At 74.3% G+C, this 20960-nt stretch carries 16 protein-coding genes; 11 read left to right on the forward strand and 5 right to left on the reverse strand.

Annotated features, from left to right (window positions below; genetic code table 11):
• Nucleotides 1-97: 97 nt before the first annotated feature.
• The 3 genes from FHX31_RS00635 to FHX31_RS00645 are packed head-to-tail and all read left to right on the forward strand — an operon-like array spanning nucleotide 98 to nucleotide 2684.
• Entirely contained in the window at nucleotides 98-1774 is a 1677-nt protein-coding gene (locus FHX31_RS00635) for an AMP-binding protein (protein WP_013475151.1), read from the forward strand.
• Nucleotides 1764-2018: a glutaredoxin family protein gene (locus tag FHX31_RS00640; protein WP_013288752.1), complete on the forward strand. Its 255-nt coding sequence runs from the start codon at nucleotides 1764-1766 to the stop codon at nucleotides 2016-2018. Before FHX31_RS00635 ends, FHX31_RS00640 begins: the two co-directional genes overlap by 11 nt.
• Before the next feature lie 24 nt (nucleotides 2019-2042).
• Nucleotides 2043-2684, forward strand: coding sequence for an HAD family hydrolase (locus FHX31_RS00645; RefSeq protein WP_013475152.1), 642 nt, complete (start codon nucleotides 2043-2045; stop codon nucleotides 2682-2684).
• A gap of 9 nt (nucleotides 2685-2693) precedes the next feature.
• Here FHX31_RS00645 and FHX31_RS00650 read toward each other — a convergent pair whose 3' ends face one another.
• On the reverse strand, nucleotides 2694-3350 hold the full coding sequence (locus FHX31_RS00650) for a LuxR C-terminal-related transcriptional regulator (protein WP_013475153.1): 657 nt from the start codon (nucleotides 3348-3350) through the stop codon (nucleotides 2694-2696).
• A gap of 102 nt (nucleotides 3351-3452) precedes the next feature.
• Nucleotides 3453-4757: a sensor histidine kinase gene (locus FHX31_RS00655; RefSeq protein ID WP_184974558.1), complete on the reverse strand. Its 1305-nt coding sequence runs from the start codon at nucleotides 4755-4757 to the stop codon at nucleotides 3453-3455.
• Between the two features lie 389 nt (nucleotides 4758-5146).
• Here FHX31_RS00655 and FHX31_RS00660 point away from each other — a divergent pair, with 389 nt between their 5' ends.
• The 6 genes from FHX31_RS00660 (at nucleotide 5147) to FHX31_RS00685 (ending at nucleotide 12026) form a co-directional block, all read left to right on the forward strand.
• Nucleotides 5147-5917 carry a redox-sensing transcriptional repressor Rex gene (locus FHX31_RS00660; RefSeq protein WP_013288748.1) on the forward strand — a complete coding sequence of 257 codons (771 nt, stop codon included), beginning with the start codon at nucleotides 5147-5149 and terminating at the stop codon, nucleotides 5915-5917.
• Nucleotides 5914-7287 (forward strand): glutamyl-tRNA reductase, encoded by a 1374-nt coding sequence (locus FHX31_RS00665; RefSeq protein WP_013288747.1) that lies wholly within the window; start codon nucleotides 5914-5916, stop codon nucleotides 7285-7287. Before FHX31_RS00660 ends, FHX31_RS00665 begins: the two co-directional genes overlap by 4 nt.
• Nucleotides 7284-8270, forward strand: coding sequence for a hydroxymethylbilane synthase (gene hemC, locus FHX31_RS00670; protein WP_013288746.1), 987 nt, complete (start codon nucleotides 7284-7286; stop codon nucleotides 8268-8270). The genes FHX31_RS00665 and hemC overlap by 4 nt, the downstream gene beginning before the upstream one ends.
• A complete protein-coding gene (locus FHX31_RS00675; protein ID WP_013475156.1) occupies nucleotides 8267-9847 on the forward strand; it encodes a bifunctional uroporphyrinogen-III C-methyltransferase/uroporphyrinogen-III synthase in 1581 nt (526 codons plus the stop codon). The genes hemC and FHX31_RS00675 overlap by 4 nt, the downstream gene beginning before the upstream one ends.
• 13 nt (nucleotides 9848-9860) lie before the next feature.
• Nucleotides 9861-10844, forward strand: a complete 984-nt coding sequence (gene hemB, locus FHX31_RS00680) for a porphobilinogen synthase (RefSeq protein ID WP_184974561.1) — start codon at nucleotides 9861-9863, stop codon at nucleotides 10842-10844.
• A gap of 483 nt (nucleotides 10845-11327) precedes the next feature.
• Entirely contained in the window at nucleotides 11328-12026 is a 699-nt protein-coding gene (locus FHX31_RS00685; protein WP_486481644.1) for a helix-turn-helix domain-containing protein, read from the forward strand.
• Nucleotides 12027-12058: 32 nt separating this feature from the next.
• Here FHX31_RS00685 and FHX31_RS00690 read toward each other — a convergent pair whose 3' ends face one another.
• The 3 genes from FHX31_RS00690 to FHX31_RS00700 form a co-directional block, all read right to left on the reverse strand.
• Nucleotides 12059-15331: a lamin tail domain-containing protein gene (locus FHX31_RS00690; protein ID WP_184974567.1), complete on the reverse strand. Its 3273-nt coding sequence runs from the start codon at nucleotides 15329-15331 to the stop codon at nucleotides 12059-12061.
• 91 nt (nucleotides 15332-15422) lie between these two features.
• On the reverse strand, nucleotides 15423-16439 hold the full coding sequence (locus tag FHX31_RS00695; protein WP_091330738.1) for a GNAT family N-acetyltransferase: 1017 nt from the start codon (nucleotides 16437-16439) through the stop codon (nucleotides 15423-15425).
• Nucleotides 16440-16506: 67 nt separating this feature from the next.
• Nucleotides 16507-17670: a lytic transglycosylase domain-containing protein gene (locus FHX31_RS00700; RefSeq protein WP_486481718.1), complete on the reverse strand. Its 1164-nt coding sequence runs from the start codon at nucleotides 17668-17670 to the stop codon at nucleotides 16507-16509.
• A gap of 56 nt (nucleotides 17671-17726) precedes the next feature.
• Between FHX31_RS00700 and FHX31_RS00705 the strand changes: the two genes are divergently transcribed.
• Both FHX31_RS00705 and FHX31_RS00710 read left to right on the forward strand, forming a co-directional pair.
• On the forward strand, nucleotides 17727-17942 hold the full coding sequence (locus FHX31_RS00705; RefSeq protein WP_013288739.1) for an FmdB family zinc ribbon protein: 216 nt from the start codon (nucleotides 17727-17729) through the stop codon (nucleotides 17940-17942).
• A gap of 155 nt (nucleotides 17943-18097) precedes the next feature.
• The gene (locus tag FHX31_RS00710; protein WP_013475161.1) at nucleotides 18098-20914 is read left to right on the forward strand and encodes an ATP-binding protein; all 2817 of its coding nucleotides are present in this window, start codon (nucleotides 18098-18100) and stop codon (nucleotides 20912-20914) included.
• Nucleotides 20915-20960: the final 46 nt, after the last annotated feature.

Here is a 20960-nt window from a genome sequence, read left to right on the forward strand (position 1 = left end):
GTCCGGCTTCCCGCCCGGGCACCGGTGGAGATCCTCATCCCGTGGCTAGGAATCCCACCGTACGGCAATTGCAGTCCCGTGCGGCGGACCCGGCGCCGTGTTCGGGCATGGCCTGTCGGACACCGCTGTGCCAGACTCAGCCACCGTGCAGGACGCCGCCGAAAGCTCCGCGCCGAACCTCGCCGACCGGCTCCGCCACGCCGCCGCGCAACGGGGCGACCGGGCCGCGCTGCACTGGCGCGACCGGACGCTGCTCTGGTCCGAGCTGGACGACGCGGTCACCGCCACCGCCCGCGCGCTGCTCGCCGACGCGCCACCGGCCGACGGAACCGGCCACCCGCCCCGGGTGGCGATCGCGTTCGGCAACACCCCCGACTTCGTGGTCACCTACCTCGCCGCGCTCCGGGCCGGGCTGGTGGCCGTACCGGTCAACCCGACGCTGACCGCCCGCGAGCTGCGGCACGTCCTCGCCGACTCCGGCGCGACCGTGCTCGTCGGCGCGCCCGAGGTGACCGCTCGGGTGGACCCCGCCGAGCTGCCCGCGCTGCGTGCCGTGCACACCGCGCCGCCGGTGTCCGGCGACGCCGCGCCGGCCCGGTTCCCGGCCCGCTCCGGCGACGACCTCGCCGTCCTGCTCTACACCTCCGGCACCGAGGGCCGGCCCAAGGGCGCGATGCTGTCGCACCGGGCGCTCGCCGCCAACCACGACCAGGTCGACCGCATCGAACCACCTGTGGTCGGCCCCGACGACGTCGTGCTGCTCGCCCTTCCGCTGTTCCACGCGTACGGGCTGAACTCCGCACTCGGCGCCGTCGTGCGGCACGGCGCGACCGGGGTGCTCGTCGACGAGCCCGGCCCGGCCGGCGCGCTGGACGACATCGCCCGGCACCGGGTCACAGTGCTCGTCGGCGTACCGCCGATGTTCCTGACCTGGGCCGAGGCGGAGCGTGACCCGGCCGCGGCGCTCGCCTCGGTACGCGTCGCGGTGTGCGGCGCGGCGCCGCTGCCGCTCGCAGCCGGCGCGCGCTTCACCGAGCTGACCGGGCACCCGGTGCACGTCGGCTACGGGCTCACCGAGACCGCGCCGGTGCTCACCTCGACGCTCGTCGGCGGCGAGCCGAAACCGGGTTCGATCGGCCGCCCGCTGCCCGGCGTCGGGCTGCGCCTCGTCGGGTCCGACGGCACCGAGCTGTGGCGCGACGGGGTGCCCGCCGACGCCCCCGACGAGGACGAGATGGACCTCTCCGACGAGCCGTCCGGCACCGACCCCGGGCAGATCGTGGTACGCGGCCCGAACCTGTTCGCCGGTTACTGGCCGGACGGGCGGGGTGGGCCGGACCCGGACGGCTGGTGGCCCACCGGCGACGTGGCGTACGCCGACGGCGACGGCGACCTGTTCCTGGTCGACCGGCTCGGCGAGCTGATCCTCGTCAACGGCTTCAACGTCTACCCGCACGAGGTGGAGCTGGTGCTCCAGGCGCACCCCGGGGTGGCCGAGTCGGCCGTCCTGGGCGTGCCGCACCCGCGGACCGGCGAGACTGTGCGGGCGTACGTGGTCCGGGCGGCCGGCCCGCCGGTGACGGCGGAGGACCTGCTCGCCCACTGCGCGCGTAACCTGGCCCGGTTCAAGTGCCCGACCGCCGTCGAGTTCGTCGACAGCCTGCCGTACTCGGCGATCGGGAAGGTACGCAAGACCGAGCTGCGCCCGGCGCCCGCGGTGCCGTCCCCGGCGACGCCGACCGAGATCCGCACGGAGGTATCCGATGTCCAGTGACCCGAGGCTCATCCTGATCACCCGGCCCGGCTGCCACCTGTGCGACGACGCCAAGGCCGCGCTCGACCGGGTGGTGGCGGTCACCGGCGACCGGTGGGTGGAGCGGGACGTCACAGGCGACCTGGAGATGGAGCGCGACTACGGCGACCGGCTGCCTGTGGTGCTGCTCGACGGCAAGGAGCACGGCTACTGGCGGGTCGAGGAGGACCGGCTGCTGCGCGATCTGACCACGCCGCAGCTCTAGCACTATGGTGCTCGGGTGACGGGTATGCGACGCCACCTCGTGTGGGACTGGAACGGAACGCTCCTCGACGACCTCGACCTGGTGGTCCAGGCCACTAACGTCGCCTTCGCCAGCGCCGGCGGGCCGGCGGTCACCGCGGCCGAGCACCGGGTCCGGTTCCGGCGGCCGATCGCCGACTACTACGCCGAGATGCTCGGCCGGGCCGTGGACGCCGAGGCGTTCGGGACGCTCGACCGGGTCTTCCACGACGCCTACCGGGCCGGGCTGACCACCTGCGCCCTGGCCGCCGACGCCACCACCGCGATCGAGTCCTGGGAGGGCAGCCAGTCGCTGCTGTCCATGTGGTTCCACGACGAGCTGGTGCCGACCGTGCACACGTACGGCCTGACCCCGCACTTCCGCCGGGTGGACGGGCTGCGCGCCACGGTCGGCGGCGGGCACAAGGCCGAGTGGCTGGAGAAGCACCTGGCCGAACTGGGGCTGGGCGGGCACGAGGTGGTGCTGATCGGCGACTCGCTCGACGACGCCGACGCGGCCGCCTCGGTCGGCGCCCGCTGCGTCCTCTACACCGGCGGCCTGTCCGACCCGGACCGGCTGCGCGGCAGCGGCCACCCGGCCGCCGACACGCTCACCGAGGCGGTGACGCTGGCCCGCACGCTCGCCTGACCCGCCCGGTCAGGCGCGCAGGTGGGCCAGGACGGCCAGGACGCGGCGGTGGTGGGTGGTCGCATCAGGGGGCAGGTCGAGCTTGGTGAAGATGTTGCGGACGTGCTTCTCCACCGCGCCGTCGCTGACCACGAGCGTCCGGGCGATGGCGGTGTTCGAGCGGCCCTCGGCCATCAGCGCCAGCACTTCGCGCTCGCGCGGGGTCAGCGACGCCAGCGGGTCGTCGCGCCGTCGCCGGACCAGCAACTGGCTGATCACCTCCGGGTCGAGCACGGTGCCGCCGGCCGCCACCCGGGCCAGGCCGTCGAGGAACTCGTCGATCGCGGCGACCCGGTCCTTGAGCAGGTAGCCGATCCCACCGCCGCCCCCGCCCGCGGTGTCCAGCAGGTCGTCGGCGTACGACACCTCGACGTACTGGGACAGCACCAGGATCGGTGTGCCCGGCACCCGGCGGCGGGCCTCCACCGCGGCGCGCAGTCCCTCGTCGGTGTGTGACGGCGGCATCCGCACGTCCACCACCGACACGTCGGGCCGGTGCGCCACCACCGCCTCGACCAGCGCGTCACCGTCACCGACGGCCGCCACCACCTCGTGCCCGTACTCGGTCAGCAGCCGGACCAGCCCCTCCCGGAGCAGTACGGCGTCGTCCGCGATCACCACCCGCATGGGTCCGGTGTCTATCACGCCCGGACCCGGTTGCCGCCCGGCGGCCCGGATGCCGGGCGCGCCGCGCCACCGCGCGACGGCCCGGAGCCCGGGCGAACCGGGTCACCTCGGCAGTTCGGCGTGGATCCGGGTCGGGCCGCCGGCCGGGCTGGCCACCTCCAGGGTGCCGCCCGCCGCCCGGACCCGGTCGGCGATGCCGCTGAGCCCGTGCCCCTTGGCCAGGTGCGCGCCGCCGGCGCCGTCGTCGGTGACGGTGATCTCCAGCCGGCCCACCTTCCGGGTGACCTCCACCCGGCAGATGTTCGCCCGGCTGTGCTTCGAGACGTTCGTCAGGGCCTCGGCCACCACGAAGTACGCGGTGCTCTCCAGCCCCGGGTCGAGCCGTCCGGCGGCGGTGCCCAGGTCGTCGTCCACGGCCAGCTCGGTGGGTACCAGGGCGCGGGCCGCGAGCGCGGCGAGCGCGCTGGGTAGGCCCCGGTCGACCAGGATCGGCGGGGCGATGCCCCGGGACAGGGCACGCAGCTCGTCCAGCGTCTCCCGGGTCTGCGCGACCGCCTCGTCGAGCGTCTGACGGGCCGCCTCCGGGTCGGCGGCGAGCTGGTGGCGGGCCCGGCCGAGGTCCATGGCGAGCCGGACCAGCCGCTGCTGCGGGCCGTCGTGGATGTCGCGCTCCAGCCGGCGCAGCGCGACCGCCTCGGCCGAGGCGGCGGCCCGCTTCTGCTCCTCCAGCGTGACGATCCGCTGCCGCATCTCGGCCACGCCGGTGAGCAGCGAGTACGCCAGCCCGGCCTGGAGCCGGGCGCACCCGCGCGCCACCAGCGGGAGGGTGAACAGGGCGAACAGCCCGATCGCGGTGTTCAGGGCGATCCGCGCGCCGGGGCCGTCGCCCATCCCGAGGAGCTGGCTCAGGTCCTGGTCGTCCGCGCCGCGCGGGATGGCCCAGTCGTACGCGATGTAGAGGGTGCCGCCCAGTGCGAGCACCCACCAGACCACGAGCAGCACGAACGTGGGCACCGCCACGAGCAGCCGGACGAAGGCGTGCAGCAGGTCGAGCCACGACTGCGCGTCCCGGATCGGGGTGAACACCCGGCGCCAGAACCCGGCACCCGGCTCCGGTCTGCGGTAGACCGGGCGTACCCGGGGCCGGTCCTGCACCCCGGCGAGCCGGAGCCGCTCGATGTCGGCCAGCCCGCGGGCCGCGTAGAGGAAGCCGGCGAGGATCGGCAGGCCGAGCGTGGTCACCAGCAGCCCGGCGCTGAGTGAGATCCCCACCACTGCCAGCACGAAGCTGACGATCGCCAGCGGGAGGCCCACGAGCACGTAGGTGGTGTCGCGGGCGAGGCGGCGCAGGAGCCCGTGGAAGGGGGACAGCGGAGCGGGCGCGGTGGCCAGTGGTGCTGCGGTCATGGTTCGAGGCTATGGGCGCGTGCCCCGCCGACCCATCCCGCACGCTGGCCTGTTCGGGGTGGGGTTCTCCCTACTCGAAACGTGAGACTCGCCTCGCCACGCCGGTCACGGAGCGCTACGGGCCCCGCGCGATTGGTCAGGGAAGTCTGGATTGAGCAATAATCGCCATGCGCCGCCGAGAGACGCGGTTGATCGATCTTGCGGGAATGGAGGGGCAGGTGAAGGCGCGTCGCGAGCTTTCAAGATCGCGATTTGTGCACCCCTTCACAAACACCTACTCTGTAGTTCCGACGCGCCCTGCTAGCACAGCCGGCAATCTCGGTCGCCAGCGGGAGTCCCGAAACGACCGGCCCCCGTCGCTGGTCGAGGATCGCACCGCACGGAGTCTCATGAGCCAGCACCGTCAACCAGGCGCGCCCGGTCGCACCGGTGCCGTACCGGCGCTTCCGGACCTGCCCGAGGCGACCGTGTCCCGGCTCCCGGAATACCTGCGTGCGCTGCACGCGCTCGCCGACGCCGGGCACGAGACGGTGTCCAGCGAGGGCCTCGCCAACGCCGCCGGCGTCAACTCCGCGAAGCTCCGCAAGGACCTGTCCCACCTCGGCTCGTACGGCACCCGCGGCGTCGGCTACGACGTGGCGCTGCTGGTCGACCAGATCTCCTCGGTGCTCGGGCTCACCCAGTGCCGGACCGTCGCGCTCGTCGGCGTGGGTAATCTCGGTCACGCCCTGGCCGGCTACGACGGCTTCGCCAACCGCGGATTCCGCATCGCCGCGCTGGTCGACGCCGACCGGTCCCGCGTCGGCGAAGTGATCAACGGCCTGGTCGTACGGCACGTCGACGAGCTGCCCCAGATCGTCGCCGAGGAGTCGATCTCGATCGGCGTCATCGCCACCCCCGCCCCGGCCGCCCAGGCGGTCGCCGACCAGTTGGTCGCCGTCGGCGTGACGAGCATCCTCAACTTCGCGCCCTGCGTACTCTCGGTTCCGGACGGGGTCGACGTGCGCAAGGTCGACCTCGCCATCGAGCTGCAGATCCTGTCCTTCCACGAGCACCGCAAGGCATCGCTGACCGCGCTCCCCGCCACCGGCGGGTCCGCCCTCACCGCCCTGCCCGGCGGACTCGCGGCAACCGACACCCAGGAGGCGATCGGCACGTGAAACTGCTCGTCGTCGGCGCGTCCTACCGCACCGCCCCGGTCGCCACCCTGGAACAGCTGGCCGTCCCGCCCGCCGACCTCACCCGCACGCTGGACCGCCTGATCGCCCAGCCGTACGTCGCCGAGGCCGTCCTGGTCTCCACCTGCAACCGGGTGGAGGTCTACGCCGCCGTCTCCGGGTTCCACGGCGGACTCGGTGACATCTGCGCGGTCCTGGCCGACCAGGCCGGCTGCCAGCCCGCGGCGCTCGCCCCGCACCTCTACGTCCACTACGACGCCGCCGCCGTGGACCACGTCTTCCGGGTGGCCGCCGGGCTCGACTCGATGGTGGTGGGCGAGGCGCAGATCCTCGGCCAGCTTCGCGACGCCTACCACTCCGCCGGTGGCGCCGACTCCGCCGGGCGGCTGCTGCACGAGCTGATGCAGCAGGCGCTGCGGGTCGGCAAGCGCGCGCACGCCGAGACCAACATCGACCGGGCCGGGCAGAGCGTCGTCACCGCCGCCCTCGATCTCGCCGCCGGGCTGCTCGACGGCGACCTGGCCGGCCGGCCCGCCATGGTGGTGGGCGCCGGCGCGATGGGCTCGCTGGGCGTGGCCACGCTGTCCCGGCTGGGCGCCGGCCCGCTCACAGTGACCAACCGGGGCGCCGCCCGTGCCGTCCGGCTCGCCGAGTCGTACGGCGCGTCCGCCGTGCCGATGGCCGAGCTGATCACCGCGCTCGCCGACGTCGACGTCGTGGTCGCCGCCACCGCCGCCACCGAGGCGGTGCTCACCCGCGACGTGGTGACCCGGGCGCTGGCCCGCCGGGACGCCGACCGCGGCCCGCTGGTCCTGCTCGACCTGGCCGTCCCGCGCGACGTCGAGCCCGGCGTCGCCGAGCTGCCCGGCGTCGAGGTGATCGACATCGACCGGATGGCCGCCGTCCTCGCCGACGGACCGGCCGCGGCCGACGCCGCCGAGGTGGCCCGGATCGTGACCGGCGAGGTCGAGGCGTTCCTGAGCTGGCTGCGCGGCGCCGACGTCGCACCGACGGTGGCCGCCCTGCGCGGCCGGGCCGAGGACGTCGTCACCACCGAGCTGCGCCGGCTCGGCCAGCGCCGCCCCGACCTCAGCGACGACCAGCGCGCCGAGGTCGCCCGCACCGTGCACCGGGTCGTGCAGCGGCTGCTGCACCAGCCGACCGTACGGGTCCGCCAGCTCGCCGCCGAGCCCGGCGGCGACCAGTACGCGGCGCTGCTGCGCGAACTGTTCGACCTGGACGTTCCGCAGACGTCCCCTGTCGACACCGTCCCCGACGTGGTCGCCACCGACCTCGACGGCCGGCCGTCGTTCGACGCCGCCGACGTCCCGCCCACCGGAGGTGCGCGATGACCGCCCCCCTTCGCCTCGGTACCCGGGGCAGCGCCCTGGCGATGGCCCAGTCCGGCCACGTCGCCGAGGCCCTCACCGCGGCCACCGGCCGCCCGGTCGAGCTGGTCGAGGTGGTGACCGCCGGCGACAGGTCCACCGCCCCGGTGCAGCGGCTCGGCGTCGGCGTGTTCGTCTCCGCGCTGCGCGACGCGCTGACCGCCGGCGAGATCGACTTCGCCGTCCACTCGTACAAGGACCTGCCCACCGCGGCGGCGCCCGGCCTGCATGTCGCGGCCGTACCGCCCCGGCAGGATCCGCGTGACGCGCTGGTGGCCACGAACGGCCGTACGCTCGCCGAGCTGCCGCCCGGCGCCCGCGTCGGCACCGGCGCGCTGCGCCGGATCGCCCAGTTGCACGCGCTGGGCATGCAGTTGGAGGTCAGCCCGATCCGGGGCAACGTCGACACCCGGCTCGGCCGCGTGCTCGGCCCGGACGCCGACCTCGACGCCGTCGTGCTCGCCCGCGCCGGGCTCAACCGGATCGGCCGCGCCGACGTCATCACCGAGACGCTCGACCCGATGCTCATGCTGCCCGCACCCGCCCAGGGTGCGCTCGCCGTCGAGTGCCGGGCCGACGACCAGGACGTGATCGAGCTGCTCGCGCTGCTCGACCACGCACCGTCCCGTGCCGCGATCACCGCGGAACGGGCGCTGCTGGCCACCCTGGAGGCAGGGTGCAGCGCGCCCGTGGCCGCGTACGCCGTTCTCGCCGAAGGCGAGCCCACCGACGAGGGCGACGTCAATCAGGAGATCTACCTGCGCGGTGCGGTGATCAGCCCGGACGGTACTCGTGACCTCCGGCTGTCCCGCACCGGAACGCCCGCCGACGCGGCGGAGATCGGCAAGGCACTCGCCGCCGAACTCCTCGAACTCGGCGCCGACTCGATCCTCGGCCAGGACGCACAGGCCGGCCCGGGGACCCAGCAACTTGGGAGCACAGAATGACCCGCACCCGTAAGCCCGTAGGCCAGATCGCATTCGTCGGGGCCGGTCCCGGCGACCCGGGCCTGCTGACCCGCCGGGCGCTGGACGCCCTGGTCGAGGCCGACCAGGTGGTCTACGACCGGGGCGTACCCGAGTCGCTCCTGGCGCACGTCCGCGCCCAGGCCCGGCCGGACGCCGAGTTCAGCCCCGCCGAGGGCGTGCCGGGGGACGTGGCGAAGGTGCTGATCTCCGCGGCCCGGTCCGGGCAGAACGCCGTGCACCTGGTCGCCGGTGACCCGTTCGGCCACGACTCGGTGGTCAAGGAGGTGCAGGCGGTCGCGCGTACCGCCGCGCACTTCGAGGTGGTCCCGGGCGTCGGCCAGGCCGAGGGCGTGGCCACGTACGCGGGTGTCCCGCTGCCGGGCGTACGCACCGCCGCCGACGTCGAGGACGTCACCGCGCTGGACTTCGAGGCGCTCGCCACCGCCGTCGGGCGGGGTTCGCTGGCGCTCGCCGTGGACGCCGGTGACCTGGCCGCCGTCCGGGACGGCCTGCTGGCCGCCGGGGTCGACGGCACCACAGCGGTCGGGGTGACCGGTGACGGCACCGGCGAGACGCAGTACACCACCACGTCGACAGTCGACTCCTTCGTCGCGGCGGCGCTCGGCTTCACCGGCCGGGTGGTGCTCACCGTCGGCGCGGCCGTCACCGACCGCGACAAGCTGAGCTGGTGGGAGAACCGCCCGCTGTACGGCTGGAAGGTGCTGGTGCCCCGCACCAAGGAGCAGGCCGGCGTGATGAGCGCGCGGCTGCGCGCGTACGGGGCGATCCCGTGCGAGGTGCCGACCATCGCGGTCGAGCCGCCGCGTACCCCGGCGCAGATGGAGCGGGCGGTGAAGGGCCTGGTCGACGGCCGGTACGCCTGGGTCATCTTCACCTCGGTGAACGCGGTCCGGGCGGTGTGGGAGAAGTTCGCCGAGCACGGCCTCGACGCCCGCCACTTCGGTGGCGTGAAGATCGCCTGCATCGGTGACGCCACCGCCGAGGCGGTCCGTGCCTTCGGCATCCAGCCCGAGCTGATCCCCTCCGGGGAGCAGTCCTCCGAGGGCCTGCTGGCCGAGTTCTCGCCGCACGACGAGATCCTCGACCCGGTCGGCCGGGTGCTGCTGCCGCGCGCCGACATCGCCACCGAGACCCTGGCCGCCGGCCTGACCGAGCGCGGCTGGGAGGTCGACGACGTGACCGCGTACCGGACCGTGCGCGCGGCGCCGCCGCCCGCCGAGATCCGCGACGCGATCAAGTCCGGCGGGTTCGACGCGGTGCTGTTCACCTCGTCGTCCACAGTGCGGAACCTCGTCGGTATCGCCGGGAAGCCGCACGCGCGGACCGTTGTTGCAGTGATCGGGCCCAAGACGGCGGAGACCGCCACCGAGTTCGGCCTGCGCGTCGACGTGCAGCCGCCGCACGCCTCGGTGCCCGACCTGGTGGAGGCGCTCGCCGCCTACGCCGTCGAGCTGCGGGAGAAGCTCGCCGCCATGCCGGCGAAGCAGCGCCGGGGCTCGAAGGTGCAGGGCCCGACCGCCCTGCGGTTCCGCTGACAGGAGGCCCGTCATGCCGTACCCCGAGATCCGGCCCCGCCGGCTGCGCCGCAACGCGGCCGTGCGGCGGCTGGTTTCCGAGACCCGCGTCGACCCGGCCGAGCTGGTCGTGCCGATGTTCGTCAAGGAGGGGCTGACCGAGCCGCGGGCCATCGCGTCGCTCCCGGGGGTGCTCCAGCACTCCCGGGACTCGCTGCGCAAGGCCGCCGCGGAGGCGGTCCAGGCCGGGGTCGGCGGGATCATGCTGTTCGGGGTGCCGGCGACGCGGGACGAGACCGGCTCCGGTGGCATCGACCCGGCCGGCGTGCTCAACACGGCGATCCGGGACGTGGTCGCCGAGGTCGGCGACTCGACTGCGGTGATGAGCGACCTGTGCCTGGACGAGTTCACCTCGCACGGGCACTGCGGCCTGCTCACCCCGGACGGCGGGGTCGACAACGACGCCACGCTCGCCGCGTACGCCGACATGGCGGTGGCCCAGGCCGCCGCCGGGGTCCACGTGGTCGGGCCGTCCGGGATGATGGACGGCCAGGTCGGCGTGGTCCGCAAGGCGCTCGACGCCGCCGGGCACCAGGACGTCTCGGTGCTCGCGTACGCGGTGAAGTACGCCTCCGCCTTCTACGGCCCGTTCCGCGACGCCGTGGAGTCGGCGCTGGAGGGGGACCGGCGCACCTACCAGCAGGACCCGGCGAACCTGCGCGAGTCGCTGCGCGAGGTCGAGCTGGACGTGGCCGAGGGCGCCGACATGGTGATGGTCAAGCCCGCGCTGCCCTACCTCGACGTGGTGTCGGCGGTCCGGGACGCGGTGAACGTCCCGGTCGCCGCCTACCAGGTCTCCGGCGAGTACGCGATGGTCGAGGCGGCCGCCGCGAACGGCTGGATCGACCGGGAGCGGGTGATGCTGGAGACGCTCACCTCGATCCGCCGGGCCGGTGCCCAGATCATCCTCACCTACTGGGCCGTCGAGGCCGCCCAGTTGCTGCGCGAGCGCTACTGACCTACTGACCGCTGCTCGGCCGACGTGGTCCGTCTGCTGCCGCCATGTGTGGCGGCAGGGCTCGGCTCGCCGTTCTCCGGGTTCGCCCTCCTCGTTGTGGTCGCCGCACGTTGTCCACAGCCCAAGGCGGTCACTCAGCGTATCTTTTCGGCCGGCGGGACACTTCACCCCTCGCCGACTTTGCTCTGCAGCCATGGGCGCAACTGTCACGAATCGTGAGCGCTGCCTCGGTGGCTGCAGAGCAAAGTCTGCTGAGATGGTTCTCCCTGCCGCGGCGCTCGCGAGGATTGTGTCCGCTTAAGTCGCGTTTGTGATGGCGTCGGGTCGCTCGCTTCGGCGGCAGCGCTTGACGCTGAGTGAGCGTCACCCTCTGTGTGTGCCGACGGCCGGTGCCGAACGGGCTCGGACGCCGAATCCCGGGTTTTCCACAGGGGCGGGCAGCGGGGTTGCCGGGCCGGTGCGGGAGACGGGACCGTGGGCGGCGTGACAGACATCGCCGACACCGAGCCGGAGGCGGGCGCCGCCACCGGCACCGCCACGGGCGCCCACAGCGGCACCGCCACCGCCGCTGCCACGGGCGCGGGGACGGGGACGGGGACGGGAGCCTGTGCCGCACCCGGCGTGCCTGGCGCACCCGGCGTGCCCACCGTGGCGGCGGGAGGCGACGGGCCGGCGCTGCTCACCGAGCCGTTCGACGTCCCGTTCCCGGCACCGGGGATCGTCCGGGCGGTGCGTCGCCGAGCCGACGCCAGCCAACGAGAGCTGGCCCGGTTCGCCCGGGTGCATCCGAGCACGATCGGGCGGATCGAGGCGGGGACGCTGACGCCGAGCCTGGCCATGCTGTCGCGCATCGTCGGCACGGCCGGCTTCCGGCTCGTGGTCGTCAACGAGGCCGGCCGGGTTCTGAAGCCGATGCGTGACCGGGCCGACCTGCGGGACGGCGCGGAGCGGCGGTACCCGTCCCACCTCGACGTCATCACCGACCCGGAGCCGGGGGAGTGGTGGGCCGACCGGTACGGGCTGGCCCGCCCGCCGGAGACGTTCTACCGCAACCGGGAGGTCCGGGACTGGCTGCGCCGCCGCAGCCAGTGGGAGGTGCGGGTGGCCAAGTACCGGAGCGTGCCGCCTCCGCCCGATCCGCAGCGGTGCGGATACCGCGGCGGCCCGCCGATCCGCCCATGAGGGGATCGACGGGCCGCCGCGCGGCACACCGCTCAGTCGTCGTTCAGGATCCTCCCGACGCCGGACGGGTCGGCGAGCCGCAGGCCCGGCACCCCGGCCACGTACAGCGTGAGCTTCTCGTCCGTCTCGCGCTTGCGGTCACCGCGCACGGTGACCGGGAACGTCAGCGAGGTCCGGCCCGCGGCCAGCACCCGGCAGCCCACGTACGGGTCGTAGTCCGACCCGGCCTGGGCGGTGGTGCCGTAGGTGGCCGCGCAGATCAGGGCCGGCTCGGAGAGCGGGCGGGACACGGTGACGGTGAACGTCATCGTGCTGGTGCCCTTGTCGCCCTCGGTGACCGAGGTGTCCGCGACCCGCAGCGAGGCGCGCGACCGGAACCGGGCCACCTGCGGGTCGTGGTCGCTGGCACCCCGGTCGCCCAACTCCGGCGCGTCGGTCGGGTAGTCGGCGTTGATGTGCGCCGTCCGTACCTGCACCAGGTCGTCGTGCATCGGGTCGTTCACGAAGAGGTTGTCCAGCGTCTGCGCCTGACCGCTGAATGTGTACGAGTACGCCGACGCCGGCGCGTCCTTCACCAGGTCGTCCCAGAGGTTGTGCAGCCCGGCCTCGTACAGCGGGGCGAGCTGGTCCGACGGGGTCGGGTTCTGGGCGGTGGCGATCGGGTCGTCCGGGCGGGGGAAGACGTTCAGGTCCCCGCCGTAGACCACGCGGGCGTTCGGGTCGCTCGCCTCGACCGCCTGGACGATCGCTGCCCCGTACGCGGCCTGCTCGCGGCGCTGCCCGACCCGGCTGTCCGGTCCGGACGAGAAGTGGTTGGCGACCGCCCAGAGCGTGAACCGCTCGGTCGATCCGGGGCCGGCCTTCACGGTGAACCGGGCCACCTGCGCCGCACGGGTGTAGACGTTGCTGCCGTCCACCCCGGTCGACCGGTCCACGTCGGCCGGCAGCACCGCGTTGAGCGCCTTGGGGTTCTGCACGTCTGCGTTGGACGGCAGCGCCGCCGAGCGGTACTGGACGGTCGGGGCGGAGCCCAGCAGCGGGTCCGCGGCGGTCGCCTCAGCGAGCGTCAGCCGGTCGGTCCGGTAGAGGAACGCCGAGGCGATGCCCCGGGCGTCCGCGCCGGTCCGGTCGTACGCGGCGGCGTACGCCGGGCCGCCGTTGGCCGCGATGGCGAGTGCCAGCTCCTGCACGGTGTCCGGCGCGCCGTCGGCGTTGTTGGTGTCGCCGCAGGCCAGAGCGCCGTCGACCACCGAGCAGATGTCCTGGTCCTCGGCCTCCTGCACCAGGATCAGATCCGGGCTGTGCAGCGACTGGACGATCTGCCGGGCCTGCACGGCCAGCTTGGCCGCGTACGCCTCCGGGCTCGCCGGCACGTAGTCGAACGGCGGGCTGACGCCGGGGCAGCCGGTGTTGCCGGCGAAGTCGCAGCCGTCGAACGGGTCGTCGCGGTAGTCGTACAGGTTCTCCACGTTGTAGGTGGCGATCGCGACCTCGCTGCCGCGGTCGGCCGGCTGCGGCGGGTGGTTGGCGGCCGGGTCGGCGCCACCGGTCAGCGTGAGCTGCTCCGGCTGCACGCTGTACTTGCTGAACGCGTACGAGACGGAGCCGTAGGCGTCCTCGGTGAGCGTGTCGAACGTGCGTGCCTCGGGCAGCAGCGCCCGGGAGTCACCGGCGGTCGCCTTCACACCCCCCGCACCCAGCAGGATGCGCTGGTTGTTGTCGTTGTCGAACAGCGTGCCGGGGATGTCGTCGAGCGGGTGCGCGTCCCGGAACACCCGCCGGGCGTACGGGTCGGACCGCTTCATCACCGGGTCCTCGCGGTCCAGCACGTAGATCTCGGAGTCGGCGGTGGAGGAGTAGATGTGCCGGGGCGCGGAGACGCCGCTGCCGGCGCGTACCCGCATCCGCTCGCCCTCGTGCCGCTCCCAGAACAGGTCGGCGGCGGCCGCCTCGGCCGGCGGGACCGCGTCGTCGACCCGGACCACGGTGTCCACGTCGAGGCCGGAGTCGAGCTTGCGGACCAGCGAGGCGCTGGACAGCTGGGTCTGGCTGAAGTACTCGGAGACCCGGCCGCGCAGCACGACCTCGTCACCGACGGTCGGGGCGTACCCGCCGATCAGCGTGGTGAACGAGCCCATGAAGACGAACAGGCCGTCGGAGGTCAGCGGGTCGCCGTCCTCGCTGCCGAGCCGGCTCTGGAGGTAGAAGCCCCACTGGTCGGCCCCGGCCGAACTGCGGGTCAGGGACATGCCGGTGATGACGCCGCGTACGTCGTACAGCGTGGAGCTGGTGCCGTTGCCGCTGGCCGGCGCGAGCGGCGACCGGTCGGTGCGGCCGTCCTCGTCGTCGGCGGTGCGGCCCTGCACCTCGCCGACCGACAGCACGCTCGTGGCCTGCACGGTGAGCGTGCAGGTGGCGCTGTCGCCGTCGGTGTCGGTGGAGGTCACGGTGACCGCGTAGCCGCCGGCCGGCAGGCCGGTGGCGGTCAGCGTCGCGGTCGCCGTGCCGCCGTCGGCGGTCGCCGGGGTGAACGCGGTACGGCTGATCGAGCCGCTCGCCGGCACCGGCACGACCGAGGTGACCGCCAGGTCGGTGATCGTGTCGTCGGCGTCGGTCGCGGTCACCTCGCGGGTCGCGGTGGCGCCCGCCGACAGCGTCAGCGCGCCGCCGCAGGCCACTGTGGGCGGCTGGTCGACCGGTCCGCCGCCGCCGACGGTGTGGCTGCCCAGGCCGTCGAACGTGTCGGTGGCGAAGCCGGCCCACTGCGCGGCCGGGTCGAACGCGTCCGCCGGGTCGGTGTCGCCGGCGGTCACCGAGGGCAGCCGGCGCAGCGTGTTGTCCGCAGTGCTGGTGAGGCCGCTGCCCCACTCGCTGCCCGGGTCGACGCCGACCTGGCCCAGGGAGTCGACCACCGTGCCGCCCTTGCGCAGCACGATCGCGTCGTCGCCGTTGAACAGCGAACCGGAGTACGTCTGGTCGGCTTGGGCGAGGATCGCCGGCGCGGCCGCCGCGGCGGCGAAGACGAACACGTCACCGGCGGCGACGGTCCCGGTGAGGGCCACGTTCGTCGAGGTGGTGGCGCCGTTGAAGAAGAGCTGGAGCTGGTAGCCGCCGGCTCCCAGGTCGATCGGGGCGCCGGTGCCGTTGTACAGCTCGACGGCCTTGTTGTTGGACGACCCCTCGACGTACTCCGAGATGAACAGGTCGGTGGGCGCGGCGCTGGCCGCGGTGGGTGCGACAGCGATCGCCGTGAGGGTGACGGCGGCGGTGGTCGCGAGCGCGGCGAGGGTGCGGCGCGGGCGCATGGGGCCTCCACGATGGGTGGACAGGAACTAACGAACGTTAAGGCTCTCGTGGGTACACCGTCCAGCCCTTCGATGGCCGGACGGTGAACGGTCAGCGGTGACTGTCCAGCCGGTGCACCAGTTCGGCCACGTCCACACCGTATTCGCACCAGTCGCGGTCGGGGCGGTAGCCCAGCTCGGCGTTGACCTTCAGCATCGACTCGTTGTCCTGCGCGTTCCAGGTCTGCACCTCGGCCACCTCGGGCTCGGCCGAACGCAGCTCCAGCAGCATCCGCGCCTTGATGGCCCGGTCGATGCCGTAGCCGCGGTGGTCGTGGACGACGATCGTGTCGTACTGGTCGGCCCGGGTCGGGTGCTGCGCCGGCACCACCACCTCGGTCAACCCGGCCACCTCGCCGGTCTGCTCGTGCAGCGCCAGCACGATGTACGGCTTCATGCCGCGCCGGTGCAGCGTGGCGAGGCTGTCGCGCAGCCGGTCCGGGTCGTAGGAGCTGGGCCGCAGCTCCACGTCGTCGGAGTCGCGCACCTCGGCCTTGGCCCGCGCGTACGCCTCGATCAGCTCGTCCGGCGGGCCACCCGGCCAGAACTCCACGCGGTAGCCCGCGCCGACCTCGGCGGCCATCTCGGTGAGCGCCGGCCAGTCCACCGAGCGCAGGTCGAGCACGCTGCGGGTCTCCACGTAGTCGCGGGTGAAGCCCAGCGACTCGTAGAACCCCACGGCCGGGGTGTCGCCGACCACCTCCACACCGATCGACTGGAAGCCCTCGTCCCAGACCCGGCGGGCGGCCACCCGCACCAGCTCGCGGCCGACGCCGCTGCGCCGGATCGCCGGGTGCACCAGCACCTCGAGCACGCCGATCCCGCCGAGCAGCAGCACGTGCACATGCCCGAGGATCGCCCCGGGCGTGCCGTCCGGGGCGGCGTCCTCCTGCGCGACCCACGAGATCCGCCGCTCGCCGGGCATCACCTCGGAGAGATACTCCCGCATGGAGCTCTCCCGCCATGGCGGATCCTGCGGCAGATCGGCCGCCAGGACCGCGTTCAGCGTGTCCAGCAGGGACGCGATCTCGGCGGACGACGCGGTCCTGGGATCCCACTCGCGCACCATCACCCGTCTAGCTTGCCGTCAACGGCAGCCGGGGGGAAGGGTTGAGTCCGCGAATGTACGCGAGCCGTCACCTCACGTTGCGGCTGAGCCTGCCGTACTCGTCGGCCTTGTCGAAGACGGCCTGGGCGTACCGACGCACATCGTTGTAGGAAAGGATGGCGCCCCACCAGTCACCCGGGATGGTCATGTTCCGGCCGCCCTTGCACAGGTAGAGCCCGGCGGCCAGCGCCGCGTCGTCGATGTCGTGCGGGTTCTTCACGCCGTCGCCGTCCGCGTCCGCGCCGATCTCCTGCCAGGTGGTCGGGATGAACTGCATCGGGCCGAGCGCCCGGTCGTGGACCCGGTCGCCGTCGAGCAGCCCCTGGTCGGTGTCGAGGATCCGGGACCGGCCGCCCTGCCCGTCGAGTGGCTCTCCCTTGATCTCCGGCAGGGCCCGCCCGTCGGCTTGCAGCGTGGCGCCGTTGGCCGCGCCGTGGCGCGACTCGACGTAACCGATCGCGGCCAGCGTGGTCCAGCTCAGCTGGCACCCACGGTTGGTCTGGGCGAGCACCAGCTCGGCGTAGGCGTACGCCTGGAGCGCCACCACGGGGACGCCGGTCAATGCGCCGACCCGCTGCGCCCAGCCGGTGAGCGCGTCGGCGGGACGCCCGGCGGGCAGCACCGGCGCGGTGGTCGCACCGGGCAGCGGCGTGCCGGTGGGCGCGGCGGTTCCGGGCAGGCCGGTCAGCTCCGGCAACGGCGGCGTTGCGGGCGCCGCTGCGGTCTGCGGCACGCTCTGCGACGGCGTGGCCTCGGCGACCGGCTTCGGCCGGCCGACCGCCGCCGGCACGACCACCGCACCGGCAGTGGCGGCGGCGGCGACCAGCGCGAGCAGGAACAGCGCGGGCAGCGTGGTGCGGCCGCCGGGCCGCCGGGACCAGGCGCGGGTGGCCCGGGCCGCGCCGACTGTGAGTTGCCTCGGGCGCGTCCGGACGGCGTGCGCGAACGGCATCCGCCGACGCCGCCCGCCGCTCTCGGCTGCCGCCTCGGCCTTCGTCTCCGGCCCGGAATCCGGCTGCTCGTCCCCGCCCGACCCGGGCTCGGCGTCCGCCTTCGCGCCCGGACCGAGCTGCGGCTTCTCGACAGGATCGGAGCCGGCTCTGCGGGGCCGCGGGATGGGCGGGGTGCCGTCGTCGGGTGGCGCGGCGGGTCGCAGGGGCCGGGCCGTCGCTCGCCGTTCGCCGTCCACCACCCGTCGAGTATCACCCATCCGGGTGACGACGTCAGGCCCGGCCGTACGCTTGGGACATGCCCCGGTACGAGTTCCGTTGCCGCGCCTGCGGCGACACCTTCGAGGTCAACCGCCCGATGGCCGAGGCCGGACGGCCGGCCACCTGCCCGCAGGGCCACGCCGACACGGTGAAACTGCTGTCCACGGTGGCCGTCACCGGCCGGGGCGGCTCCGCTCCGAGCGGTGGGATTCCCAGCGGCGGCGGTTGCTGCGGCGGCTCCTGCGGCTGCTGACTTTCCGCCGTCCGTCCCGCGGGTCGATCGGGGTCTTGCCGCCGGTGTGATCCTTTGGCACCTTGGGGCGGAATCTGCCCAGCCGTTCTCACGATGCGTGACGGCACGACCATAGGGCAGCATGAACCCGACGTCACCGGGCGGAGGTTCGACGTATGTCGCAAGGACACCACCTCCCCAGCGGGTGGGTGACCTTCGTGTTCACCGACATCGAGGGCTCGACGCGGCTGGCCCGGATGCTCGGCCCGGTCTACCGCCCGGTCCTGCACGAGCACCGGCGGCTGCTGCGCGACACCCTGGCCGGCACCGACGGCGCGGAGCTGCTGACCGAGGGGGACTCGTTCTTCCTCGCGTTCCCCGACGCCGCCGCCGCGGTCCGCGCCTGCCTGACCGCGCAGCGCGCGCTCGCCGGCCACGAGTGGCCCAACCCGGACGCCACCCCCCGGGTACGGATGGGACTGCACACCGGGTACGCCGAGCCCCGCGACGGCGAGTACGCCAGCCCCGAGGTGCACCGGGCCGCCCGGGTGGCCGCCGCCGCGCACGGGGGGCAGGTGCTCTGCTCCGCCGCCACCGCCCGGCACGCCGACCCGCTGCCGGACGGGGTGTCCCTGCTGGACCTCGGACTGCACCGGCTGCGCGGCTTCGACGACCGGGAGCGGCTGTTCCAGCTCGTCGCACCCGGGCTGGAGCGGCGGTTCCCGCGTCCGCGTACCGCCGACGCGACAGCACACAACCTGCCCACCCAGGTCACCTCGTTCGTCGGCCGGCAGGCCGAGCGCGCCGAGCTGGGGCGGCTGGTCGAGGCGTACCGCCTGGTGACGGTGCTCGGCGCGGGCGGCGCCGGCAAGACCCGGCTGGCGGTGGAGCTGGCCTCCGGGATCGTCGAGGACTACCCCGACGGCGTCTGGTTCGTCGACATCGCCGCGGTGACCGACCCGGGGCTGGTGGCGTTCGAGATCGCCGCCGTGCTCGGCCTGCGCCCGGAGCCCGGCCGGCCGATGGTCGACACCCTCGTGGAGTACGCGGCGCCGCGCCGGATGCTCGTGCTGCTGGACACCTGCGACGCCCAGACCGCCGCGTCGGCCGAGGTGATCGGCCGGTTGCTCGCCGGTGGCCGGGGTGTGCGGGTGCTGGCGACCAGCCGGGAGTCGTTCGGCGTACCCGGCGAGGTGGTGTGGCGGATACCGCCGCTGTCGGTGGACGAGGGCCCCGACGGCGGGGGGAGCGACGCGGTGGCGCTGCTGCTGGACCGTACCGCCGTGGCCCGCGGCGGCCGGGCGCCGGAGCCGGCCGAGCAGGCCGACCTGCACCGGGTGGTACGCCGCCTGGACGGGTTGCCGCTGGCCATCGAGCTTGCCGCGGCCCGGCTGCGGGTGCTCTCGGCCGGGCAACTGGCCGAGCGGCTGGACGACATGCTGGGCACGCTCGACGCCGGGCGGGAGACGGCGGAGCCGCCGCCGGTGGAGGCCGGCTGGAGCGGCAACCAGCAGGACACGGTGGACCTGGTGGCCGCCGCGACCGGCGCCGCACCGCCCACCCCGGCGACCCGGGCGGTGCAGCGGTCGGCGAGCGAGCGGCACCTGACCATCCAGGCCACAGTGACCTGGTCGTACCGGACGCTCGGCGCGCGCTCGGCCCGGCTGCTGCGCTGGATGGCGGTGTTCGCCGGCCCGGTGGACCTGCCCACCGTGCAGTGGCTGCTCGACGAGGACCCGCTCGACCCGCTCTCGGTGCTGGTGGACAAGTCGATGGTGCTGGCCGAGCCGCACGCCTCCGGCAGCACCTACCGGATGCTCGACCCGATCCGGGCGTACGCGGCCCGGCGGCTGGTCGAGGCGGGCGAGGAGCAGAGCGCCCGGGACCGGCACGTCGCCTGGTGCCGGCACGCGCTGGACCGGGCGCACCTGGGGCCGGACGGCCGCCCGGTGACGCTCTCCCTGTACGCGCTCGACCCGCTGGCGAACGAGTTGCGGGCCGCGTTGCGCTGGTGCGCCACAGGTGGCAGCGCCCGGTCGGGACTGTCGCTGGCGGGTGACCTGGACCAGTGGTGGCGGGAGCGCGGGCTGGCCCGGGAGGGGCGGCTCTGGCTGTTCCGGCTCTACGGCCGGCTTGCCGAGACCGGCGAGGTGATGCCGGACGCCGAGCTGGCCGCCGCGTACCACATGCACTCGCTGCACGCGGGCGCGGACGGCGAGTTCGGCGAGGAGCTGCGGTACTCGCAGCGGGCCGAGGCGGCCGCCCGGCAGTCCGGTGACCGAGGGCTGCTGGCCCGGGTGCTGGCCGGTCGTGCGGCGCCGCTGGTCGACATGGGGCAGTTCGCCGAGGCGGAGCGGGTCTGCCGTGAGGTGATCGACTGGGCGTACGCGCAGGACGTGGTGGGCGACGCGCTCCTGGCCGTCTACAACCTCGCCGAGCTGCTCTGGCGCCGGGGCGCGCTGGACGAGGCGGCCGATCTGCTCGCCGCGGCCCGCCCGGTCGAGGCGGCCCGGCCGGCCGAGCGGGGCGGCCGGTCGGTGGACATGCTGCTCGGCATGGTGGCCCTGGCCCGGGGCGACCTGGTCGCCGCGCACGAGCACCTGCTGGTGGCGTTGCGGTCCCGGATGAGTCACGGCTACCTGGGCCGGGCCTGCGATACGATCAACGCGATAGCGGTTCGCTGCGCGCTCGCCGGGGACGCGCTGGCGGCGGCCCGGCTGTTCGGGGCGGCGCAGGCCACCCGGGCGAACCTGCGGGCCACACCGGGGATATACGGCCCGTACTGGTCGGCACGGCAGACGGAGCTGCGGCGGGTGCTGGGCGACGAGGCGTTCGACGCCGCTTACGGCGCCGGGACGGGGCTGCGGCTGGACGAGGTGGCGGCGCTGGCGCTGCACGTCGAGCACCCGGACCTGGCCGCCGACTCGCCCCGGTTCGGCAAGCAGACGCCGGGTTCGTGGCCGGCGTTCGAGCCGCGCAGCACAACGGGCTGAGCCGGGCGGCCGACGAGGGCGGGGAGCCCGCCGGGTGGCGGACTCC

Source organism: Micromonospora sp. CNZ286 (genome assembly GCF_014207755.1).

What these genes read in the sequence shown, in the direction of transcription:
- FHX31_RS00640 (WP_013288752.1), top strand. Translation starts at nt 1,764, where the DNA reads ATGTCCAGTGACCCGAGGCTCATCCTGATCACCCGGCCCGGCTGCCAC.
- FHX31_RS00645 (WP_013475152.1), top strand. Translation starts at nt 2,043, where the DNA reads ATGCGACGCCACCTCGTGTGGGACTGGAACGGAACGCTCCTCGACGAC.
- FHX31_RS00650 (WP_013475153.1), bottom strand. Translation starts at nt 3,350, where the DNA reads ATGCGGGTGGTGATCGCGGACGACGCCGTACTGCTCCGGGAGGGGCTG.
- FHX31_RS00655 (WP_184974558.1), bottom strand. Translation starts at nt 4,757, where the DNA reads ATGACCGCAGCACCACTGGCCACCGCGCCCGCTCCGCTGTCCCCCTTC.
- FHX31_RS00660 (WP_013288748.1), top strand. Translation starts at nt 5,147, where the DNA reads ATGAGCCAGCACCGTCAACCAGGCGCGCCCGGTCGCACCGGTGCCGTA.
- hemC (WP_013288746.1), top strand. Translation starts at nt 7,284, where the DNA reads ATGACCGCCCCCCTTCGCCTCGGTACCCGGGGCAGCGCCCTGGCGATG.
- FHX31_RS00675 (WP_013475156.1), top strand. Translation starts at nt 8,267, where the DNA reads ATGACCCGCACCCGTAAGCCCGTAGGCCAGATCGCATTCGTCGGGGCC.
- hemB (WP_184974561.1), top strand. Translation starts at nt 9,861, where the DNA reads ATGCCGTACCCCGAGATCCGGCCCCGCCGGCTGCGCCGCAACGCGGCC.
- FHX31_RS00690 (WP_184974567.1), bottom strand. Translation starts at nt 15,331, where the DNA reads ATGCGCCCGCGCCGCACCCTCGCCGCGCTCGCGACCACCGCCGCCGTC.
- FHX31_RS00695 (WP_091330738.1), bottom strand. Translation starts at nt 16,439, where the DNA reads ATGGTGCGCGAGTGGGATCCCAGGACCGCGTCGTCCGCCGAGATCGCG.
- FHX31_RS00705 (WP_013288739.1), top strand. Translation starts at nt 17,727, where the DNA reads ATGCCCCGGTACGAGTTCCGTTGCCGCGCCTGCGGCGACACCTTCGAG.
- FHX31_RS00710 (WP_013475161.1), top strand. Translation starts at nt 18,098, where the DNA reads ATGTCGCAAGGACACCACCTCCCCAGCGGGTGGGTGACCTTCGTGTTC.